We start from the raw sequence: 17209 nt of genomic DNA on the forward strand, positions 1-17209 counted from the left end.
GTTTCCTCCCATTATACTTTGTCTTTGCGCAAGCTTATGCCGCTTGTAACAAACTAGACATCTACCACTCTGCTGCGCGAATGACGTTGCGGGAAGGGGTCAGTTGTGCTGCGCCGCTGCATGTCTTTTTGGAACTTTGGGGCTGCCGAAGTATGGCGCTTCCCACTCGCAAAGGATTGAAAATAATGGAAAACACATCTGATTCAGACGTGCCGAAGGGGGCGCCCCCGATCCTTCGCATTGCACAATGGATCGGGGATGCCGCAGCGGCAGCCGATTTTCCGCGCCATGTGTTGCGCTGGCGCAACCAGCGCTGGGCAGAAGAGACCGGGCTGGACCAGCTGGCGGACGAAGCCTGGATCGCGCATTTCGGTGCATTTGCGCCTGTTCCGGGAAATCTCGCCGAGCCGCTCGCGCTGCGCTATCACGGCCACCAGTTCGGCGTTTACAATCCCGAACTCGGCGACGGGCGCGGCTTCCTTTTTGCGCAGGTGCGAGATCGGCAGGGCCGCCTGCTCGACCTCGGCACCAAGGGCTCCGGCCAGACCCGCTATTCCCGCCAGGGCGATGGACGGCTCACCCTGAAGGGCGGCGTCCGTGAGATCCTCGCCGCAAACTGGCTCGAAGCCCTCGGCGTCTACACCTCCAAGGCCTTCAGCCTGATCGAAACCGGCGAGCAGCTCCACCGCAATGACGAGCCCTCCCCCACCCGCTCCTCCGTCCTCGTGCGCCTCTCGCACAGCCATATCCGCTTCGGCAGCTTCCAGCGCTGCGCCTGGCTGGAAGACCGCGAGGCGATGGCCGCGCTCATCGATTACTGCATCGCCGAATTCTATCCCGAGGCGGACGATCCGGAGATGGGCCGCAAGGTCGCCGCCCTGCTGGAATGCATCACCCGCGAGACCGGCCGCATGATCGGCCAGTGGATGGCCGCCGGCTTCGTTCACGGCGTGATGAATACCGATAATTTCAACATCACGGGCGAAACCTTCGATTTCGGCCCCTGGCGGTTCCTGCCCGTGTCCGACCCGAACTTCACCGCCGCCTATTTTGATGGCCAGGGCCTCTACCGGTTCGGCCGCCAGCCCGTGCAGGGCGGCTGGGCCCTGCAGCAGCTCGCCTCTGCGCTCCTCCTGCTCGGCGACGCCGATGAACTCGCCAAGGCCCTTGCCCCCTACGAGACCGCCTACCGGGAGAGCTTCATCGCCCAAACTCATGCCCTGCTCGGCCTCGCACCCCTCGGCAACACCGAAAAGGACATCGAGCTCCTGCAAGCCTTCTATGGCTGGATGACGGAAAGCGGCGCCGCGTGGAACCAGACCTTTTTCGACTGGTTCGGCGGCGGGCTCAGCGCCGCGCGCGCCGAGGCCTCGCCGCAGGCAGCGCTCTACCGCGCCGCCGGCTTCGCGCCCGTCCGCGCGCTTCTGGAGGCCCGCACCCCCGTGCGGCCCGAACGCCTCGGCCACGCCTATTTCAAGCGCCCCTCCCCCGCAAGTCTCGTCATCGAGGAAGTCGAAGCGCTGTGGGCACCTATCGCGGATGGAGACGACTGGAGCCTGTTCGATGCAAAGATTGCCGATATAGACGCCGCCCGCCTCGCGCTGGACCTGACCGCTTCTGAGTTCCGCAGGGGGACACCTTGATCCCTGCCCGCGCGGCAAGGCAGTAACGGGCATCCCACCTTCAAGGAGGCCCGCGCATGACCACAGATTCCCGCTCCGGCCCCCGGACAGGCCCACTCGCGGGCGTGCGCATCATCGACATGAGCTCGGTCGTGCTCGGCCCGTTCGCGACGCTGATCCTCGCAGACCTCGGCGCAGAGGTGATCAAGGTGGAGCCGCCCGGCAATGGCGATATCATGCGCTATGCCGGCGCCTCGCCCACCGGCGATCTCGGCCCGATCTACATGGCGCTCAATCGCAACAAGAAGGCCGTCACGCTGGATGCGCGCACGCCGGAGGGGAAGGAGACGCTGGCCGCGCTGCTGAAGTCAGCCGATGTATTCTTCCATAATGTCCGCCTGGCCGGCATGGAACGGCTCGGCTTCGGCTACGACACCGTCCGCGCCCTGAAGGAAGACATCGTCTATGTGCACTGCGCCGGTTTCGGCAAGGGCGGGCCATATGAGCGCCGGCAGGCCTATGACGATCTCATCCAGGGCGCCTCCGGCTTTGCCGCGCTGAATGCCTTACGCTCGGGCGGCCGGCCGGAATACGCCCCGTCGCTGATTGCGGACAAGACCTCCGGCCTCTTTGCCGTCTATGCGACGCTCGCTGCTCTCTTTCACCGCGCCCGCACCGGCGAAGGCCAGTTCGTGCAGGTGCCCATGCTGGAGAGCTTCACCTTCTTCAACATGGTGGAGAACCTTTACGGAGAGACCTTCCTGCCCGGCAATGGGCGCCTCGCCTACACCCGCTCAGTCAATCCCAACCGGCGCCCTTATCCCACAAAGAACGGCTATATCGGACTTGTTCCGTATTCGGATGACCAGTGGGCGAGATTCTTCGAGATCGGCGGCCGCCCGGGCGTGTTCGCCGATCCGCGCTTTTCCACCTATCAGGCACGCACGGAGCATATCGGGGAGCTGTACGCCCTGATCGAGGAAGTCACCGCCACGCGCACCACCGAGGAATGGCTGGACCTGATGGACAAGGCCGATATCCCGGCCATGCGCTATAACGACCTTGCCGACGTCCTGACCGACCCCCACCTTGCCGCAACCGGTTTCTTTCAGCAGGCGGAGCATCCCGAGGCCGGTCCCTACCGCACGATGCGCCACCCCGTCCACTTCTCCGCCACGCCCGCCCGCCTCGAAACACCCCCGCCCCGGCCGGGGGCGGACAATGAGACGATACTGGAGAGTTTGGGGCTTGGCATCTGATGCGCTGGGTCCCGGCATTCGCCGGGACCCAGTAAAATTCAGTGCACAGACGAAATCCGGAGAGCCGCAGCTCCCCCGCCCTACCCCGCGAGCCGCGCCATTTCCTCTTCGGAGAGCTCCGAATTGTCATAGACGTTCTGCACGTCATCCAGCTCGTCCAGCGCATCGAGCAGCTTCATCAGCTGGTCGGCATTGTCGCCCTCGACGGAGACGTTTACTTTTGCCTTCCACATGATCTTGGCCGATTTCGGCTCTGCCTTTGCGCCCAGCTCTTCAGAGAGCGCTGCGCTGACGGCGGCGAAGTCTTCCCGTTCGGTATAGATCCAGTGGCTTTCCTCATCGGTCTCGGCGTCCTTCGCGCCCGCCATGATCGCCGCTTCCATCACCTCATCGGCTGTGCCGGCTTCCAGCGGGTATTCGATTTCGCCGAGCTGGTCGAAATTGAACGAGACAGACCCCGTCGTGCCGAGCGCCCCGCCATTCTTGGAGAAGGCCGAGCGCACATCAGTTGCCGTACGGTTCTTGTTGTCGGTGGAGGCCTCCACGATGATGCCGACGCCGCCGGGGCCAACGCCTTCATAGCGGATATCGGCATAGTCTGCCCCGCCGCCGGCCTGGCCTTTATCGATCGCGCGCTGGATATTGTCCTTGGGCACGGAGGCGCCCTTGGCGTTCTGGATCGCGAGGCGCAGGCGCGGGTTCATGTTCGGGTCCGGCCCGCCCATCTTGGCGGCGACCGTGATCTCCTTCGACAGGCGCGAGAACAGCACGGCGCGCTTCTTGTCCTGCTTGCCCTTGCGGTGCTGGATATTGGCCCATTTGCTATGCCCGGCCATGACGAACCTCTTGATACTGGATGATTTCCGGCGGTGTGGCGGGCTGTCTATCGCGCGGGCAGCGGAATGGGAAGCACCGGGCTGACCGAAGGGACCTCAACCCGCCAGCGCGCCCTTCAGTTTCACCACCACCTCCTGGCGCACCTTCCAGCTGAGCCAGGCCTTGTCCATGCGCGAGAGCCAGTGCGAATTCACCGCCGACAGCGCCTCGCCCAGCCGCCGGGGCTTCGCCAGCACGCGCTGGCCCAGCACATCGGCGACATGCGCCATCTCCTCCGGGCTTGCGAAGAACAGCGTGTGCCCGCGATGCTCCAGCACCCAGACCGGCCATCCCTGCCCCGGCACGGGCGCCGGCATCGGCGGCTCGAACCGCGTCGCGGTATGGAAGGCCCCGTCCAGCGGACGGTGCACGAAGCGGCTGACCGGCGTGAAGACCGGCGCGCCGCGATACTCAATCCTCAGCCGCAGGCTCGCCCCAATGTGCCGGCGGCGTCTCGACCGGCCGCGACAGGTCCACCTCGACCCGGAAGAGCCGGTTCGGGCGGCTGAGCTCATAGGCGAAGATCTGCTCCTCCGCGCGCACTTCCATCGCCCAGATATTGTCCTTCGAAACCGGGATGCCTTCCTGGTCGAACAAATCCTTGGTGGACTGGTCGGCGGGGAATTCCTGCCGCCACGCATCCGGGTCCGAAATCGAATAGCCGCCATACATCGTCAGCGCATCCGGGCTGCCATCCTCATGCAGGTGGATATGGCGCAGCTCCCAGGCGCCGCCCTCCCCCATGGTCGTCAGCACCCAGGTGCGCGAGCGGTCCTCGCCGACACTCAGCGGCAGGCGGAATTCGCCCGGTGCACAATCGCGCACATGCACGACCAGCCGGTTCGCCCGCCACTCATCATCCATCGGATCGTCGGAGACGACGCGCCCCTCGAAGGATTGCCCGCACAAAGCGGACAGGCCCTCGGCAAAGCTGACGCCTGCTGTTTCAGTTTCAGTTTCAGTTTCCGTCACCGCAGCTTCGGGCGGCACAGGGGACGGAGCTTCCGGCGCAGACGCCGGCGAACAAGCGGCAAGGATCAGGGCGAAGGCGGGGGCGGCTGCCAGTCTCATCATCATGGCCCCGGACCCTACCGCCCCTGCCTCATATGGCAAGCAAAACCGGGCCGCAGGCTCAACCTGCACCGGCTGCGGCCTCCTGCGCAGCATTCGCAGCGGCGGCCGCCTTCTCCTCCGAGGCCACTTTCAAAAGCTCCAACGCCGTGCCCAGCTCGCCGGCCAATTCCAGCACCGCCTTGGCGGAGGCATCCCGCAGCATGTCCTGACGCACTTCCCATGCATTGATCGTGCGCGACAGGCCGCGCCGGTCTGCAAACGCCGTCAGCGTGGCATAGGGATAGCCATTGCGCACATCAATCAGGATGCCGCTGGCGGCGGCTTCTGCCTGCACGCTGCGTCCCGGCAGGACGAACATGCCGATCACCGTCAGGTCCGCCGCCGAGATCGCGCTGCCCCGGCTGGAATGCGCGGTCGCGACTTCATAGGCCAGCACATAGTCGAGATGCTGGCGCGCGGCGCCGCGCCGGATATCGGCAATCGTATCGCCCGCATAGCGCGCGCCATGCCGGTCTGCCGGCGCCGGGCTCACCATCGCCGCGATCAGCGGGCTCACGGGCACGAACTCGCCATAGGCGCCGTCCAGCTGTTCGGCCAGCGCGGCCCAGGCCTCAGCCTCGCGTTCCGGAATGGCGGCAAGGCGCCCATTCTCGATCCGCGCAAGGCCGATGCGCGCGGGAAAACGGATATCCGGCTCGACCGCCGCAATCCGGCGCACCTCGCCGTCGACTTCAGAGCCGCTGGCCCCGGCCACGACATCATAACTGCCATCATAGCGCGCGAGGTAATCGGCGCCGGCCGTGGTTTGAACGGTCGTCCCGCAGGCGGCCACCAGTGCCAGCGCTGCGCCTGCGAGTAGATGGGTGATCCGCATTGTGTCCTCCTGCTCCCTTGATCTGGCGGCGAGATTACAGGGGATTCAGACGGAAATGTGCCCGGAAAAAGAAAAATGCCTCCGGTACAGCCGGAGGCATTAATTCAATTAACTCCCAAAGCGCCGGGGCGCGTCAGGCCGGGTTCGGCTCAGCCGGGCCGATGCCTTCCCCGCCCTCCTTGGGCTTCTTGCGCTTGCCGATCACCGGCACAGCCGAAGACGGGCCGGAATCATCATCCGACTCCTCCGGGCGGCTCGGCGCATTGCCTTTCAGGAGTTCGGCAATCTCCTCGCCTGTCAGCGTCTCGTATTCGAGCAGGCCATTGGCGATCGCTTCCCATTCCTTCCGGTATTCCGTCATCACATGACGGGCATCCACCTTGCCCTGTTCGATCAGCTTGCGGACTTCTTCCTCGATCTTGCGCGAGGTCTCCTCGGAAATATGGCTCGACTGCATGAGCTGCTGGCCGAGGAACACATCGCCCTGGTCGGAGCCGTAATCGACCGGCCCGATGATGTCCGAATAGCCCCAGCGGGTAACCATCGCGCGGGCAAGCCGTGTCGCCTGCTGGATGTCCGAGGCTGCACCGGCGGTGACATTGTCATCGCCGAATTTCAGCTCTTCGGCCACGCGCCCGCCCATGATGATGGCGAGGCGCGAGGTCATCTCGATCTTCGACATCGACAGCTTGTCGTCTTCGGGCAGCTGCATGACCATGCCCAGCGCGCGCCCGCGCGGGATGATCGTCGCCTTGTGCACAGGGTCTGCCGCAGGCACCTTCATCGCGACAATGGCGTGACCAGCCTCGTGCCAGGCGGTGAGGATCTTCTCCTTCTCCGACATGACCATCGAGCGGCGCTCGGGTCCCATCAGCACCTTGTCCTTGGCGTCCTCGAATTCCTGCATCGAGACGACCCGCTTGCCGCGCCGCGCGGCCAGCAGCGCCGCCTCGTTGACGAGGTTGGCGAGGTCGGCGCCCGAGAAGCCCGGCGTGCCGCGCGCAATCGTCTTGGTCGACACATCCTTCGCCACCGGCACATTGCGCATGTGCACCTTCAGGATCTTCTCGCGGCCGATGATGTCCGGATTGCCGACCGTCACCTGCCGGTCGAACCGGCCGGGGCGCAGCAGCGCCGGGTCCAGCACGTCCGGACGGTTGGTAGCCGCCATAATGATGATGCCTTCATTGGCCTCGAAGCCGTCCATCTCGACCAGCAGCTGGTTCAGCGTCTGCTCGCGCTCATCATTGCCGCCGCCGAGGCCTGCGCCGCGCGAGCGGCCGACCGCGTCGATCTCGTCGATGAAGATGATGCACGGCGCCGAGCGCTTGGCCTGTTCGAACATGTCGCGCACGCGGCTGGCGCCGACGCCGACGAACATCTCGACAAAGTCAGAGCCGGAGATTGTGAAGAAGGGCACGCCCGCCTCGCCGGCGACAGCCCGGGCGAGCAGCGTCTTGCCAGTGCCCGGCGGGCCGACCAGCAGCGCGCCTTTCGGAATCTTGCCGCCGAGGCGCTGGAACTTGGACGGATCCTGCAGGAATTCGACGATCTCCTGCAGCTCTTCCTTCGCCTCATCCACGCCGGCCACATCGTCAAACGTCACGCGGCCATGCTTCTCGGTCAGCAGCCGGGCGCGGGACTTGCCGAAATTCATCGCGCCGCGCGCGCCCCCGCCCTGCATCTGGCGCATCATGAAGAAGACAAAGCCGACGATCAGCAGGATCGGCAGCAGCGACAGGAGGATCGAGGCGACATTGTTGCGCCCGGTATCCGGCTTCACTTCAAACGGGACATTGTTCTGGCTGAGGACTTCCTCGGTGCGCATGTCGAGCGAGCGCAGCTCGCTTTTCAGCAGCCGGCCATCGCTGGTGCGCACGACAAGCGTCGTGTTGCCAAGCGTCGCATCCGCCAGCCTGCCCTGTTCGGCGAGGCTGTAGATTTCCGACAGCTTTGCAGGCTGCGCGCGGGCGACTTCCGGATTGCCGCCCATCATGACAGCCATACCGATCACGAGGAGGGCAAGCGCGCCCCAGATCGCCAGATTGCGGACGTTCATGTCAGGGTCCCATCAATGTTACAGACAGCGAGCATATCTCGACTTGGTTAGAACATAGGCACCGGAGTGTATAAAAACGACTCCTTTCCTGCGCCGTGTGCATTTTCTGCGACATTTGGGGCCAGCGACAGCCGGAACAGCCCCAGGCGAAGCTGGCAATCGGCCCCAGCGCGACCCGGATGCTCGGTCCGGACTGAAACCCGGCCGTCCCGCAGGGGAAGCAGCCTTGCCCCGCCCAGCGTCGCGCCCCGGAAATCCTGCCCTTGTCCCGTGATCCGCCCGGACAAGCGCGCCAGCGCCTCGCTGCGCGGCGGGGTCTCCGCGCCGGTCACCGCCTGGATCAGGAGGCCCAGCCCGCGCGCCGCCCGTTCCGGCGGAAGCGTCTCGAAGCGCGCCGCAATATCATGCGCCCGGACTTCCACGCCCTGATCCAGCCAGCGGGCCAGCGCCCGGTCTTCCAGCCGCCGCAGCCGCGCAAAATCCTCCCGGCAGCGCATCACCTGCCCGAACAGGCCCGGCGCACCCGCCAGCATCTGCCTCACCCGCACCCGCTCGAAAGCTGCATTGTCATTCGACGGATCCTCCGACCAGCCCTCGCCCCGGCCCGCCAGCCAGGCGCGGAGCTCTGCCCGCCGCAGCCCCAGCAATGGCCGCGCGATCCACACCCCCGCCCCTTCCGGCCAGACCGGCGACAGCGACAGCGCCTGCATCCCCGCCAGCCCATACCAGCCCGACCCCTGCCGCGCCCGCATCAGGAAGGTCTCGGCCTGGTCATCGCCCGTATGCCCGGTCAGCAGCAGCCGGCCACCAGCCTGCTTGAGGGCAACCGCGAGCGCCGCATGGCGCGCCCGCCGCAGGCCCGCCTGCTGCGTCTTAAGGCCGGCGAGCTGCAGCGTCCGGTGCGCCAGACCCAGCTGCGCGCAGGCATCGGCAACCCTCGCGGCCTCTGCTGCCGCGTCCGGCCTCAGACCATGATCGACGGTAAAGACGGCCAGCGCCGTGCCGCGCTGCGCGGAATAGTCCCCTGCAAGGTACAGCAAGGCCATGGAATCGCTGCCGCCGGAGACGGCGAGCCCGAACGGGCCTTCCCGCAGGAATCCCGGCAGCGCACCGAGCGCCGCCGCAAACGAGGCCTCAGGGCTCAGCCCGGGCACCCGGAGCGGGTCCGCTCGACCGCCGCCATGTCGCGCACGGTGCGCGAGGCGTTCGGATAGCGGCGCGGCAGCTGGTCCAGCGCCTGGCAGGCGCGCTGCGTATCCCCGATCAGCCGCATTGCGCGGGCCAGCCGGGCGAGCGCATCGGGCGCGCGCTCATCATCCGGGAAAGACCGGATCATCGTCGTGTAGGCCGCGCCGCTTTCGGCATGGGCGCCCTGCTGGTGCAGGGCCTCGCCGAGCCAGAAATGCGCTTCGCCGGCCTGGCGGTCATTGCCGAACTTGTCGATGAAGGACCGGAACGCCTCTTCGGCGCCGGTATAGTCCAGTTGCAAGAGCCGCTGGCGCGCCAGCGCAAACAGCGGGCCCGCCTCGCCCGGAAGCTGGCTTGCCGGCAGCGTGCCGAGCGATCCTTCCCGGCCGACGGAGCCTGCCGGCAGCGCGCCGCCCGGCACGAGCACAGCGGGTCCCTGCCCGGTTCCAGCTCCGTTTGCGGCTCCGGTTCCGGCCATGGCACGCCCGTTCACCTGCGCGCCGCCGCTCGAGGGCGCTGCCGCAACCGGCATTTCCTCCGGCTCGATGCCGAGCACCATCTGGATCGCGGTGATCGCCCGCGCCTGCATCGCCAGCTGCGCCTCCAGCTGCGCCAGCTCGCTCGCCAGCGCTTCATTATCCTTCACGAGGTCAGCATTTGCGCTGCGCGTCTGGTTCAGCTCGAAAGACAGCGCCTCGATCCGGCCATTCAGGGTACGGATGTCCGAGGCGTTCTGGTTCAGCTGCAGCATCAGGTCAGCGGTCTGCTGGCGGGTCTGGTCGACCTGCTGGGACAGGTCGCCGGTGGTCACCCCCTTGGTGATCGGCGCCCCGCGAACCTGTGTATGGGCCGCGCCCGTCATCACCAGCACGCCCGCAAGGGCCAGACCGATATAGGCAGGTTTGATCATGACCAGGGTCTCCGGGGTTGAGGGCAGGAATGGCGCGGATGCACTAAAAGAAACAGCCGGGGCCAAATTATGGCGCCCGGCTGCAGATTTCAGCTGATTTTATCAGCCCGGCCTAGCTGGCCGGCTTAGCTGGTGGCGCCGGAAACGATCTGGGTCCAGGCGTTCCGGTTCTGGGCCCAGGCGGCTTCGTTGGAGCCTTGAGCGATCGGACGCTCCTTGCCCCAGGAAACGGTGTCGATGCGCGAGGCGCTGACGCCGAGGCTGACCAGGTAGTTCTTCACCGCATTGGCGCGGCGCTCGCCGAGGGCGAGGTTGTATTCACGCGTGCCGCGCTCGTCAGCATTGCCGGCGATCAGGACACGGACGTTCGGATAGGCCTGCAGCCAGGCAGCCTGGCGGCGCAGCACTTCCTGATCTTCGGAGTCGAGGCGGTACTGGTCGAGGTCGAAGAAGACGCGCTCGCCGACGTTCACGGCGAAATCCTGAACCGAGCCGGGCGTAATGTTGGAGGTTTCAGCCGGCGGGGTCGGGGTCGGGGTGCGCGGGGCTTCAGGCTGCGTCTGCTGGACAGGCGGCGTAGCCGGGGTCTCAGCCGGCGGCGGCGGCTGCCGGGTGGCGCAGGCTGAGGCTGCAACGAGCAGAGCCGCGGCAGCAGAGACTTTCAGAATGGTGTTCATGTGTCAGGACTCCAGGTTGGGGGGTATTGCGTTCACTAACTGACCGCTGAGCGGTTTTGTTATCGACGGCCCGTTAGCGGGCTTCTGTGTAGTTATTCTGACTGAAATCGCGCGACAATCGGATTCCGCGTCGATTCCCTCCGAAATGTGCCAAAATAGCCACAAATCGGCCTTATTTGAGCGCGGTTGCACCGCTCCCACCGCCGTTCTCATGGCAGCAGGGGCGACCAGGCGGGGTCGGAGGCGTCTGTCGGCGTCATCAGCCGCCGTTCGTTCCGGCCCGAAAGGTCGATGGTCCACAGTTGCGGGCTGGCACCCGCGCGGGCTTCCCGGAAGAAGATAATGACCCGGCCATTGGGTGACCAGTCGGGGCCTTCGTCCAGGTAAGACTCGGTCAGCAGGCGCTCGCCGCGCCCGTCCGCGCCGATCACGCCGATATAGAACCGCCCGCCTTCCTGCTTGGTGAAGGCGATCAGGTCGCCGCGCGGCGACCAGACCGGCGTCGAATAGCGGCCCCGGCCGAAGGTGATCCGGCAGGCCACATCCTGCCCGCCCGAGGGGCAGGCGCGGGGCGAACCGTCCGTGTTCATCACATACAGCTGCGGCGTGCCGCCCCGGTCGGAGTTGAACACGATCGACCGGCCATCCGGCGACATCGAGGGCGAGGTGTCGATCGACGGCGAATTGGTCAGCCGCCGGCTCTCCCGCGTGCGCAGGTTCATCATGTAGATGTCGGTCGAGCCGCCCTGTGCCTGCGAGAACAGGATCCCCTGCCCGTCGGTGGTGAAGCGCGGCGCAAAGGTCATGCCCGGGAAGTTGCCGAGCAGTTCCTGCCGGCCGGTGCTGATGTCGAAGAGGTACACACGCGGCCGCCCGCCCTCATAGGAGAGGTAGGTGATCTGCTGGTTCGACGGGCTGAAGCGCGGCGTCAGCACGGTCGAGCGGCCAGAGGTCAGGTATTGCTGGTTCGCCCCGTCGCTATCCATGATCGCCAGCCGCTTCACCCGCTCGGTGCGCGGTCCGGTTTCGGCGATATAGACGATGCGGGTGTCGAAATAGGGGTCCTCGCCCGTCAGGCGCTCATAAATCGAGTCGGCCACCTTGTGGGCTGCCCGGCGCCAGTCATCCGGCGAAATCGCGATCCGGCGCCCGGCCTGGCCATTGATCTGCATGATCTCGCCGCCGAACACGTCCCACAGCCGGAACGAGACTGCGATCCGGCCATCCGGCAGCTCCTCGAACGCACCCGCCACCAGCGCCTCGGTGCGGATGATCCGCCAGTCGGCAAAGCGCGGCTCGGCGCGGATCGTCAGGTCGCGCTGGATGAACGAGGCCGGGTTCTGGATATCGAACAGGCCGGTAGAGGCCAGGTCAGCCCGGATTACATCGGCGATCTGGCGGGCGAGCTGCGTGTTCGTGCCCGTCACTTCGAAATCCGGCACGGCGATGGTCATTGGCCGGAAATTGCCCTCATCCACCCGCACCTGCAGCTGGGCATGAGCAGGAATGGCAAGGCCCAGCACCAGCAGCGCGGCGGCCAGGAACCTCTTCAGGTAGGTCATCATCCGGTCAAACTCCTTTGATCCTTGTTTCGGGGCCGGCTCAGCTCTGGCGGGGGCCAAGCGTGACCTCGATGTCTCTCCACAAATCATAATCATCCGGCGGCAGGCGGTAACGCCCGATCTCGGCACACTCCCGCACCGCCATCAGCGCCCTGTCCCAGGCGATGCCGGACCGCCCGACAGGCCGGCGCTGCGGCGTCACCGCTTCCACAGGCCGTGCCAGCGAGCCATCCCGGTTCAGCTGGACGCGCACTTTCACATCAATCTGATGCTCTGGGGGCATGTCGTCCACCCCGCGCCAGCATTCCATGATCTGGCGGCGCAGCGCCGCTTCCAGCGAGGCCGTGCTCGCCGTCCGGGCACCTGCGCCCGCGCGGTCGCGGTCAGCCTGGCTGGCCTGCTGGCCCGTCTCCTGCGCCGGCGGGCGCTGAGGGGTCTGTTGGCGGCGGTCACGCAGCGCGCTCTCGAAATCATCGAGGAAGTCGAGATCATTCTTGGGTTGCGGCTCCGGCCGGCGCTGCGGCGGGCGCTGAGGCGGCGGGTCACGGCGCGGCGGGGGCTCTGCCTTCGGCTCGGGCTGGCGCTGGGGCGGCGGCTGGCGTGGATCCGGCACGCTGACCTCCGGCTCCGGCGGAGGGGCCGGAGGCGGCGGGGGCGGCGGCGGCGAAACCGGCCGCTCCGGCTCCGGCGGCGGCGGGGCAGACTCCGGCTCCGGCTGGGGCGTCTCGCTGCGGCGCAGCTCCGAGACATCCGGCAGACGCCCGATCTCGACAAAGTCTATCGGCAATTCGCTCGACGCCGCACATTGCGGCAGGCGCATCACGATCTCAATCGCGCTGATCCCCGGCTGCTCGCGCCGAAGCCGCTCGATCTCCCGCGCGCATTCCGACTTCGGCTCCGGCCACGACATCACCGCCATCGCCAGCACGCTGGCATGGACAAGGGTGGAGACTGTCAGGCCGCGCAGCATCTTGGGGCAGGACTCCTTCCGGCGAGGCGGATCAGCGGGTCTTCTGTTCGGTGATGAAGGACATGCGCGTGAAGCCGGCCCGCCGGACCTCCGCCGTCACATCCATCACGACGCCATAGGGCACGCTCTCATCAGCATACAGGAACACGTCCTTGTCATAGCCTTCGCCCACGATCGCCACGAGCTGCGGGCCGAGCGCCTCAATCGCAATCTCGGTCTGCTGCACCAGAACCGTGCCATCGGCGCGCACCCAGACGGTCAGAGGCGCATCATTCGGATCGGCCTTCAGCGGCGCGGAATTGGTCTTGGGCAGGTTCACCGCCTCGCCCCGGATCAGCAGCGGCGCGGTCACCATGAACACGATCAGCAGCACCAGCATCACGTCCACGAAGGGCGTGACGTTGATCTCGGCATTCAGCGACCGGCGCCCGCGCCGTCCGCCCTTGCCGCCGGAGCCGAGGATCATGCCCATCGCTTCAGCCCCGCATCGTGTCGGACGCGCGGCGCGACAGGCGCACCAGCACATCCTGCGAGAAGGTGTCGAGCTGGTCGGCGAGCTTCGTCACATCCGCCGTGAACTTGTTGTAGAAAATCACCGCCGGGATCGCGGCCACAAGACCAAGCCCGGTCGCGAACAGCGCTTCGGCAATCGGCCCGGCCACCGTCCCGAGGCTCGTATCCTGCCGCTCGGCAATGTTGAGGAAGGCGTTCATGATGCCCCAGACCGTGCCGAACAGGCCGATGAAGGGCGAGGCTGAGCCAATCGACGCCAGGATCGACAGCCCGTTGCCGGCGCGCCCAACCTCGCGGTCCACTGCCGCGCGCATCGAGCGTTCCGCCCGCGCCACGATCGCCGCCGCCTCTGCCGGGGTCGGCACCGAACGGCCGGCATCAGACCATTCCCGCGCTGCGGAGATGAACACCCGGCTCGCCGGATCCTTGCCGGACTGGCCCGAGCGCGGATCAAGGTCCCCCGCCCGGCCGCCCCAGAAGGCCTCTTCAAACTCGCGCGCCTGCTTCTTCAGCGCCGCCAGCGAAAACCATTTCTCGCCAATCACGATCCACGACCAGACGGAGGCGACAAACAGGATCACGAGCACCAGCTTGACGACCACATCGGCCGCCATGAGCAGGCTCCACAGCGAAAAATCCGCATGGCTGGCGACTGCGCCGATTGCTTCCGTTTCCATGTGCCTCGCACTCTCCAAGATCTGCAACGGGCTCCGGCGGCAGCCGGCACCCCCCTCGCGGTACCAGAAATCCGGCCGGGTTCAACTGGCCGGACTGGCAATTTCCGCCCTGTCATCTTCTGTAAATCCGGCAGAAACACGGCGCCTGCCGGGCATTGCCGCGCTCAGATAACGCTGCGCCTGCTTTCGTTAAGGAAAGATGGCTGAAACTTAACCTTCAGGGCAGCCAGCGATAGGCGTCCAGATGCTCGGCGATTTCCCGGATCGGCCGCCGCAACCGCCCGTCGGCATGGATCATCACCGCCGTGATCTCCGCCTCGGCCAGAACCTCCCCGCCGCGCAGGCAGGCCTGCTGGAACCGGATGCGCGGCCCGTCCATCCCCAGATAGCGTGTGCGGATGTGCAGGAGGTCATCGACCTTCGCAGGCTTTCTGTAAGTCACATTCACATTCGTCAGCGTGAACGCCGCCGGATCTTCCCGCGCCAGCAGCGACTGGTGGGAAATCCCTGCATCCCTCAGATGATCCGACCGGCCCCGCTCAAAGAAGCGCAGGTAATTGGCGTGATAGACCATGCCGGTGAAATCGGTGTCCTCATAATAAACCCGCACCTGTATCCAGTGCTGGCGGTCTGAATCGAAGTTCTGCGCATCAAGAATCGGCTGGCTCATGCCCCGCCTGTATCAGGCTTGCGCGCCAGCATGAAGGCATGGGCGAGCGTATCGACCAGCGCCAGCGCCTCGGCGAGGTCGGCTGCCGTCTGGCGCACCGTATGCTCGCCCCATTCCCCGCTCGTCAGGTCGACCAGCCGGAACCGGTCCGTCCCCGGAAAATCGAACACAAGCCGGCCCTCACGCGCCACGGCCCGGAAATTGCCGTCATGGGCGAGGTCAATCACCCGCTCGATCACCGCCGGGTTGAACAGCGCCCGCGCCTCCACCTGATCTGACGCCCGCAGCCGGTAGCGCGCCTCAAAAGCGCGCGGGCCGAGGTCCACATCCTGCATCCGCGCACCGGAAACCTCCTGCGGCCAGCCCGTGCGCCGGGCGCGCATCTGCGTCACGCCGCTGAGGCCGAACGGCGCCTCCAGCACGATCACTAGGTGATGGACGTCCGGGGCCTTCTCGACCGTCTCCACCCATTCGAACATGTCGAATTCGATCCCGCCGCGCCGGCCGTGGAAGCCATCTTCCAGCTGCGAGTGGGAGATCATCATATTGTGATACTCTTCCTTCCGCGCCTGCGTGCCGACCACATAGGTGTTCACCGCCTGCAGCAGGCCGGCATCGCGCGCCGCTTCCAGCGCCCGGTCCATCCCGCCGGCTTCGTCCATTGCGCTGGCAAGATTGCGCAGCGCTTCGGGCGCCCAGGACTGCTTCGACAACCACTCCACCGCCCCCGGCGCCCCGCCGGGCGTCGGCACATAAGCCAGCCCCAGCGGCTCCACCAGCGTGCGCAGCGCCTTGCCCCGGATCAGGTAACGCGCCTTCGCATCGGTCAGGAGGCGCAGCAAGTCGTGCCGCATCAGGTAGAATCCGCCCGCAATACAGCCGAGGAAGATCAGCGGGAAACTCAGGAAGGTAAGAAGGCCGCCATACCAGGTGCCCGGCATCAGGAACTGGAAAATCAGGAACAGCACCACGAACGAAAAAAAGGCACCGCTCATCAGCCGGCTGAAGGTCAGCCTGCGCCAGAACCGGCAACACATGCGCCTCCGCATGGGCCCTCAGCCCCACAAAGCCCTCAACCTGTTCGATTTCGTCCCAGTCCGCCCTCATGCCGGGAGGCTAGCAGCGGTCGGATGATCCGTCATCCCACCCTGAAGGCCAAGGAAAAAGGAGCTTACTCCCCCTCCCCGCCAAACAACCCGCCCTGCAGCCCGTCCGGCGGCTTCAGCCCCATCCGCTCATAGGCCAGCGGCGCGGCGACCCGCCCTCTCGGCGTGCGCGCGACATAGCCCTTCTGCATAAGGTAAGGCTCGATCACGTCCTCCACCGCGTCCCGCGCTTCCGATAGCGCAGCGGCCAGCGTATCGGCCCCCACCGGCCCGCCCGCATAGGTCTTCACCAGCGCGTGCAGGTAGCGCCGGTCGAGCGCGTCGAGCCCGTCCTCGTCAATCTCCAGCCGCTTCAGCGCCCGCGCCGCAGATGCCCGGTCAATGCCGGCGCCCTCGGCCTCGGCAAAATCCCGAACCCGCCGCAAGAGGCGCAGCGCAATCCGCGGCGTGCCGCGCGCGCGCCCGGCAATCTCGACCGCGCCATCCTCCGTGATCGGAACAACCAGCTTGCGCGCCGCCGCCATCACGATCCGCGCCAGCTCCTCCGCCTCATAGAATTCCAGCCGCACCGGAATCCCGAACCGGTCGCGCAGCGGCGTCGCCAGCAGCCCCGCCCGCGTCGTCGCCCCCACCAGCGTGAAGGGCGCAAGGTCGAGCCGCACAGAGCGCGCCGCCGGCCCCTCCCCGATCACGAGATCGAGGGCATAATCCTCCATCGCCGGATAGAGGATCTCCTCCACCACCGCCGGCAGGCGGTGGATCTCGTCGATGAAAAGCACATCATTGGGCTCAAGATTCGTCAGGATCGCCGCCAGGTCGCCCGCCTTCGCAATCACCGGGCCAGACGTCGCCCGGAACCCCACCCCCATCTCCCGTGCCAGGATCTGCGCCAGCGTTGTCTTGCCCAGCCCCGGCGGCCCGAACAGCAGCACATGGTCCAGCGCCTCCTTCCGCCCCCGCGCCGCCTCGACATAGACTTTCAGATTGGCCTTCGCCTTGCGCTGGCCGACATAATCCTCAAACGTCTGTGGACGGAGCGCCCGGTCCAGCGCGTCCCCGCCTTGCGCATTGGGATCAGAGATGGCCCCGTCGCGGCTCATGCCTTCCCCCAAAGCGCAACCCCACCCCTCTCCCATGCAATGGGAGAGGAGGGACCCATTGCGCAGCAATGG

General features: G+C 66.3%; 17 protein-coding genes. 2 read left to right on the plus strand and 15 right to left on the minus strand.

Annotation, left to right across the window (positions count from 1 at the left end; genetic code table 11):
• The first annotated feature begins 185 nt into the window (after positions 1 to 185).
• Together ACK4SV_RS04910 and ACK4SV_RS04915 are read left to right on the plus strand one after the other, a co-directional pair.
• On the plus strand, positions 186 to 1643 hold the full coding sequence (locus ACK4SV_RS04910; protein WP_409916684.1) for a protein adenylyltransferase SelO family protein: 1458 nt from the start codon (positions 186 to 188) through the stop codon (positions 1641 to 1643).
• A 56-nt stretch (positions 1644 to 1699) separates the two neighbouring features.
• Complete coding sequence (locus ACK4SV_RS04915; protein WP_409916685.1) at positions 1700 to 2881, plus strand: CaiB/BaiF CoA transferase family protein; 1182 nt, start codon at positions 1700 to 1702, stop codon at positions 2879 to 2881.
• Between the two features lie 80 nt (positions 2882 to 2961).
• On the opposite strand, the gene ACK4SV_RS04920 is transcribed toward ACK4SV_RS04915, so the two are convergent.
• The 15 genes from ACK4SV_RS04920 to ruvB all read right to left on the minus strand — a co-directional run bounded on the left by ACK4SV_RS04920 (position 2962) and on the right by ruvB (position 17137).
• Positions 2962 to 3717 (minus strand): YebC/PmpR family DNA-binding transcriptional regulator, encoded by a 756-nt coding sequence (locus ACK4SV_RS04920; RefSeq protein ID WP_409916686.1) that lies wholly within the window; start codon positions 3715 to 3717, stop codon positions 2962 to 2964.
• A 96-nt stretch (positions 3718 to 3813) separates the two neighbouring features.
• Positions 3814 to 4128, minus strand: a complete 315-nt coding sequence (locus ACK4SV_RS04925) for a hypothetical protein (protein ID WP_409916687.1) — start codon at positions 4126 to 4128, stop codon at positions 3814 to 3816.
• A gap of 40 nt (positions 4129 to 4168) precedes the next feature.
• The gene (locus ACK4SV_RS04930) at positions 4169 to 4834 is read right to left on the minus strand and encodes a hypothetical protein (RefSeq protein WP_409916688.1); all 666 of its coding nucleotides are present in this window, start codon (positions 4832 to 4834) and stop codon (positions 4169 to 4171) included.
• Between the two features lie 55 nt (positions 4835 to 4889).
• Positions 4890 to 5705, minus strand: a complete 816-nt coding sequence (locus ACK4SV_RS04935) for a hypothetical protein (RefSeq protein ID WP_409916689.1) — start codon at positions 5703 to 5705, stop codon at positions 4890 to 4892.
• 133 nt (positions 5706 to 5838) lie between these two features.
• Positions 5839 to 7764 (minus strand): ATP-dependent zinc metalloprotease FtsH, encoded by a 1926-nt coding sequence (ftsH, locus tag ACK4SV_RS04940; RefSeq protein WP_409916690.1) that lies wholly within the window; start codon positions 7762 to 7764, stop codon positions 5839 to 5841.
• A 47-nt stretch (positions 7765 to 7811) separates the two neighbouring features.
• Positions 7812 to 8918, minus strand: coding sequence for a tRNA lysidine(34) synthetase TilS (gene tilS, locus ACK4SV_RS04945; protein WP_409916691.1), 1107 nt, complete (start codon positions 8916 to 8918; stop codon positions 7812 to 7814).
• A complete protein-coding gene (gene ybgF / locus ACK4SV_RS04950) occupies positions 8906 to 9862 on the minus strand; it encodes a tol-pal system protein YbgF (RefSeq protein WP_409916692.1) in 957 nt (318 codons plus the stop codon). The genes tilS and ybgF overlap by 13 nt, the downstream gene beginning before the upstream one ends.
• A gap of 125 nt (positions 9863 to 9987) precedes the next feature.
• The gene (gene pal / locus ACK4SV_RS04955; protein ID WP_409916693.1) at positions 9988 to 10539 is read right to left on the minus strand and encodes a peptidoglycan-associated lipoprotein Pal; all 552 of its coding nucleotides are present in this window, start codon (positions 10537 to 10539) and stop codon (positions 9988 to 9990) included.
• Between the two features lie 209 nt (positions 10540 to 10748).
• The gene (tolB, locus tag ACK4SV_RS04960; RefSeq protein ID WP_409916694.1) at positions 10749 to 12104 is read right to left on the minus strand and encodes a Tol-Pal system beta propeller repeat protein TolB; all 1356 of its coding nucleotides are present in this window, start codon (positions 12102 to 12104) and stop codon (positions 10749 to 10751) included.
• A gap of 37 nt (positions 12105 to 12141) precedes the next feature.
• Complete coding sequence (locus tag ACK4SV_RS04965) at positions 12142 to 13071, minus strand: hypothetical protein (RefSeq protein WP_409916695.1); 930 nt, start codon at positions 13069 to 13071, stop codon at positions 12142 to 12144.
• 31 nt (positions 13072 to 13102) lie between these two features.
• Positions 13103 to 13537, minus strand: coding sequence for an ExbD/TolR family protein (locus ACK4SV_RS04970; protein WP_409916696.1), 435 nt, complete (start codon positions 13535 to 13537; stop codon positions 13103 to 13105).
• A 10-nt stretch (positions 13538 to 13547) separates the two neighbouring features.
• Positions 13548 to 14261: a MotA/TolQ/ExbB proton channel family protein gene (locus ACK4SV_RS04975; protein ID WP_409916697.1), complete on the minus strand. Its 714-nt coding sequence runs from the start codon at positions 14259 to 14261 to the stop codon at positions 13548 to 13550.
• Positions 14262 to 14478: 217 nt separating this feature from the next.
• On the minus strand, positions 14479 to 14931 hold the full coding sequence (locus ACK4SV_RS04980) for a YbgC/FadM family acyl-CoA thioesterase (RefSeq protein WP_409916698.1): 453 nt from the start codon (positions 14929 to 14931) through the stop codon (positions 14479 to 14481).
• Positions 14928 to 15926 carry a DUF3137 domain-containing protein gene (locus ACK4SV_RS04985; RefSeq protein ID WP_409916699.1) on the minus strand — a complete coding sequence of 333 codons (999 nt, stop codon included), beginning with the start codon at positions 15924 to 15926 and terminating at the stop codon, positions 14928 to 14930. The genes ACK4SV_RS04980 and ACK4SV_RS04985 overlap by 4 nt, the downstream gene beginning before the upstream one ends.
• 176 nt (positions 15927 to 16102) lie before the next feature.
• Positions 16103 to 17137: a Holliday junction branch migration DNA helicase RuvB gene (gene ruvB, locus ACK4SV_RS04990; protein WP_409916700.1), complete on the minus strand. Its 1035-nt coding sequence runs from the start codon at positions 17135 to 17137 to the stop codon at positions 16103 to 16105.
• Positions 17138 to 17209: the final 72 nt, after the last annotated feature.

The organism is Hyphomonas sp. (assembly GCF_046313735.1).
Lineage (GTDB): Bacteria > Pseudomonadota > Alphaproteobacteria > Caulobacterales > Hyphomonadaceae > Hyphomonas.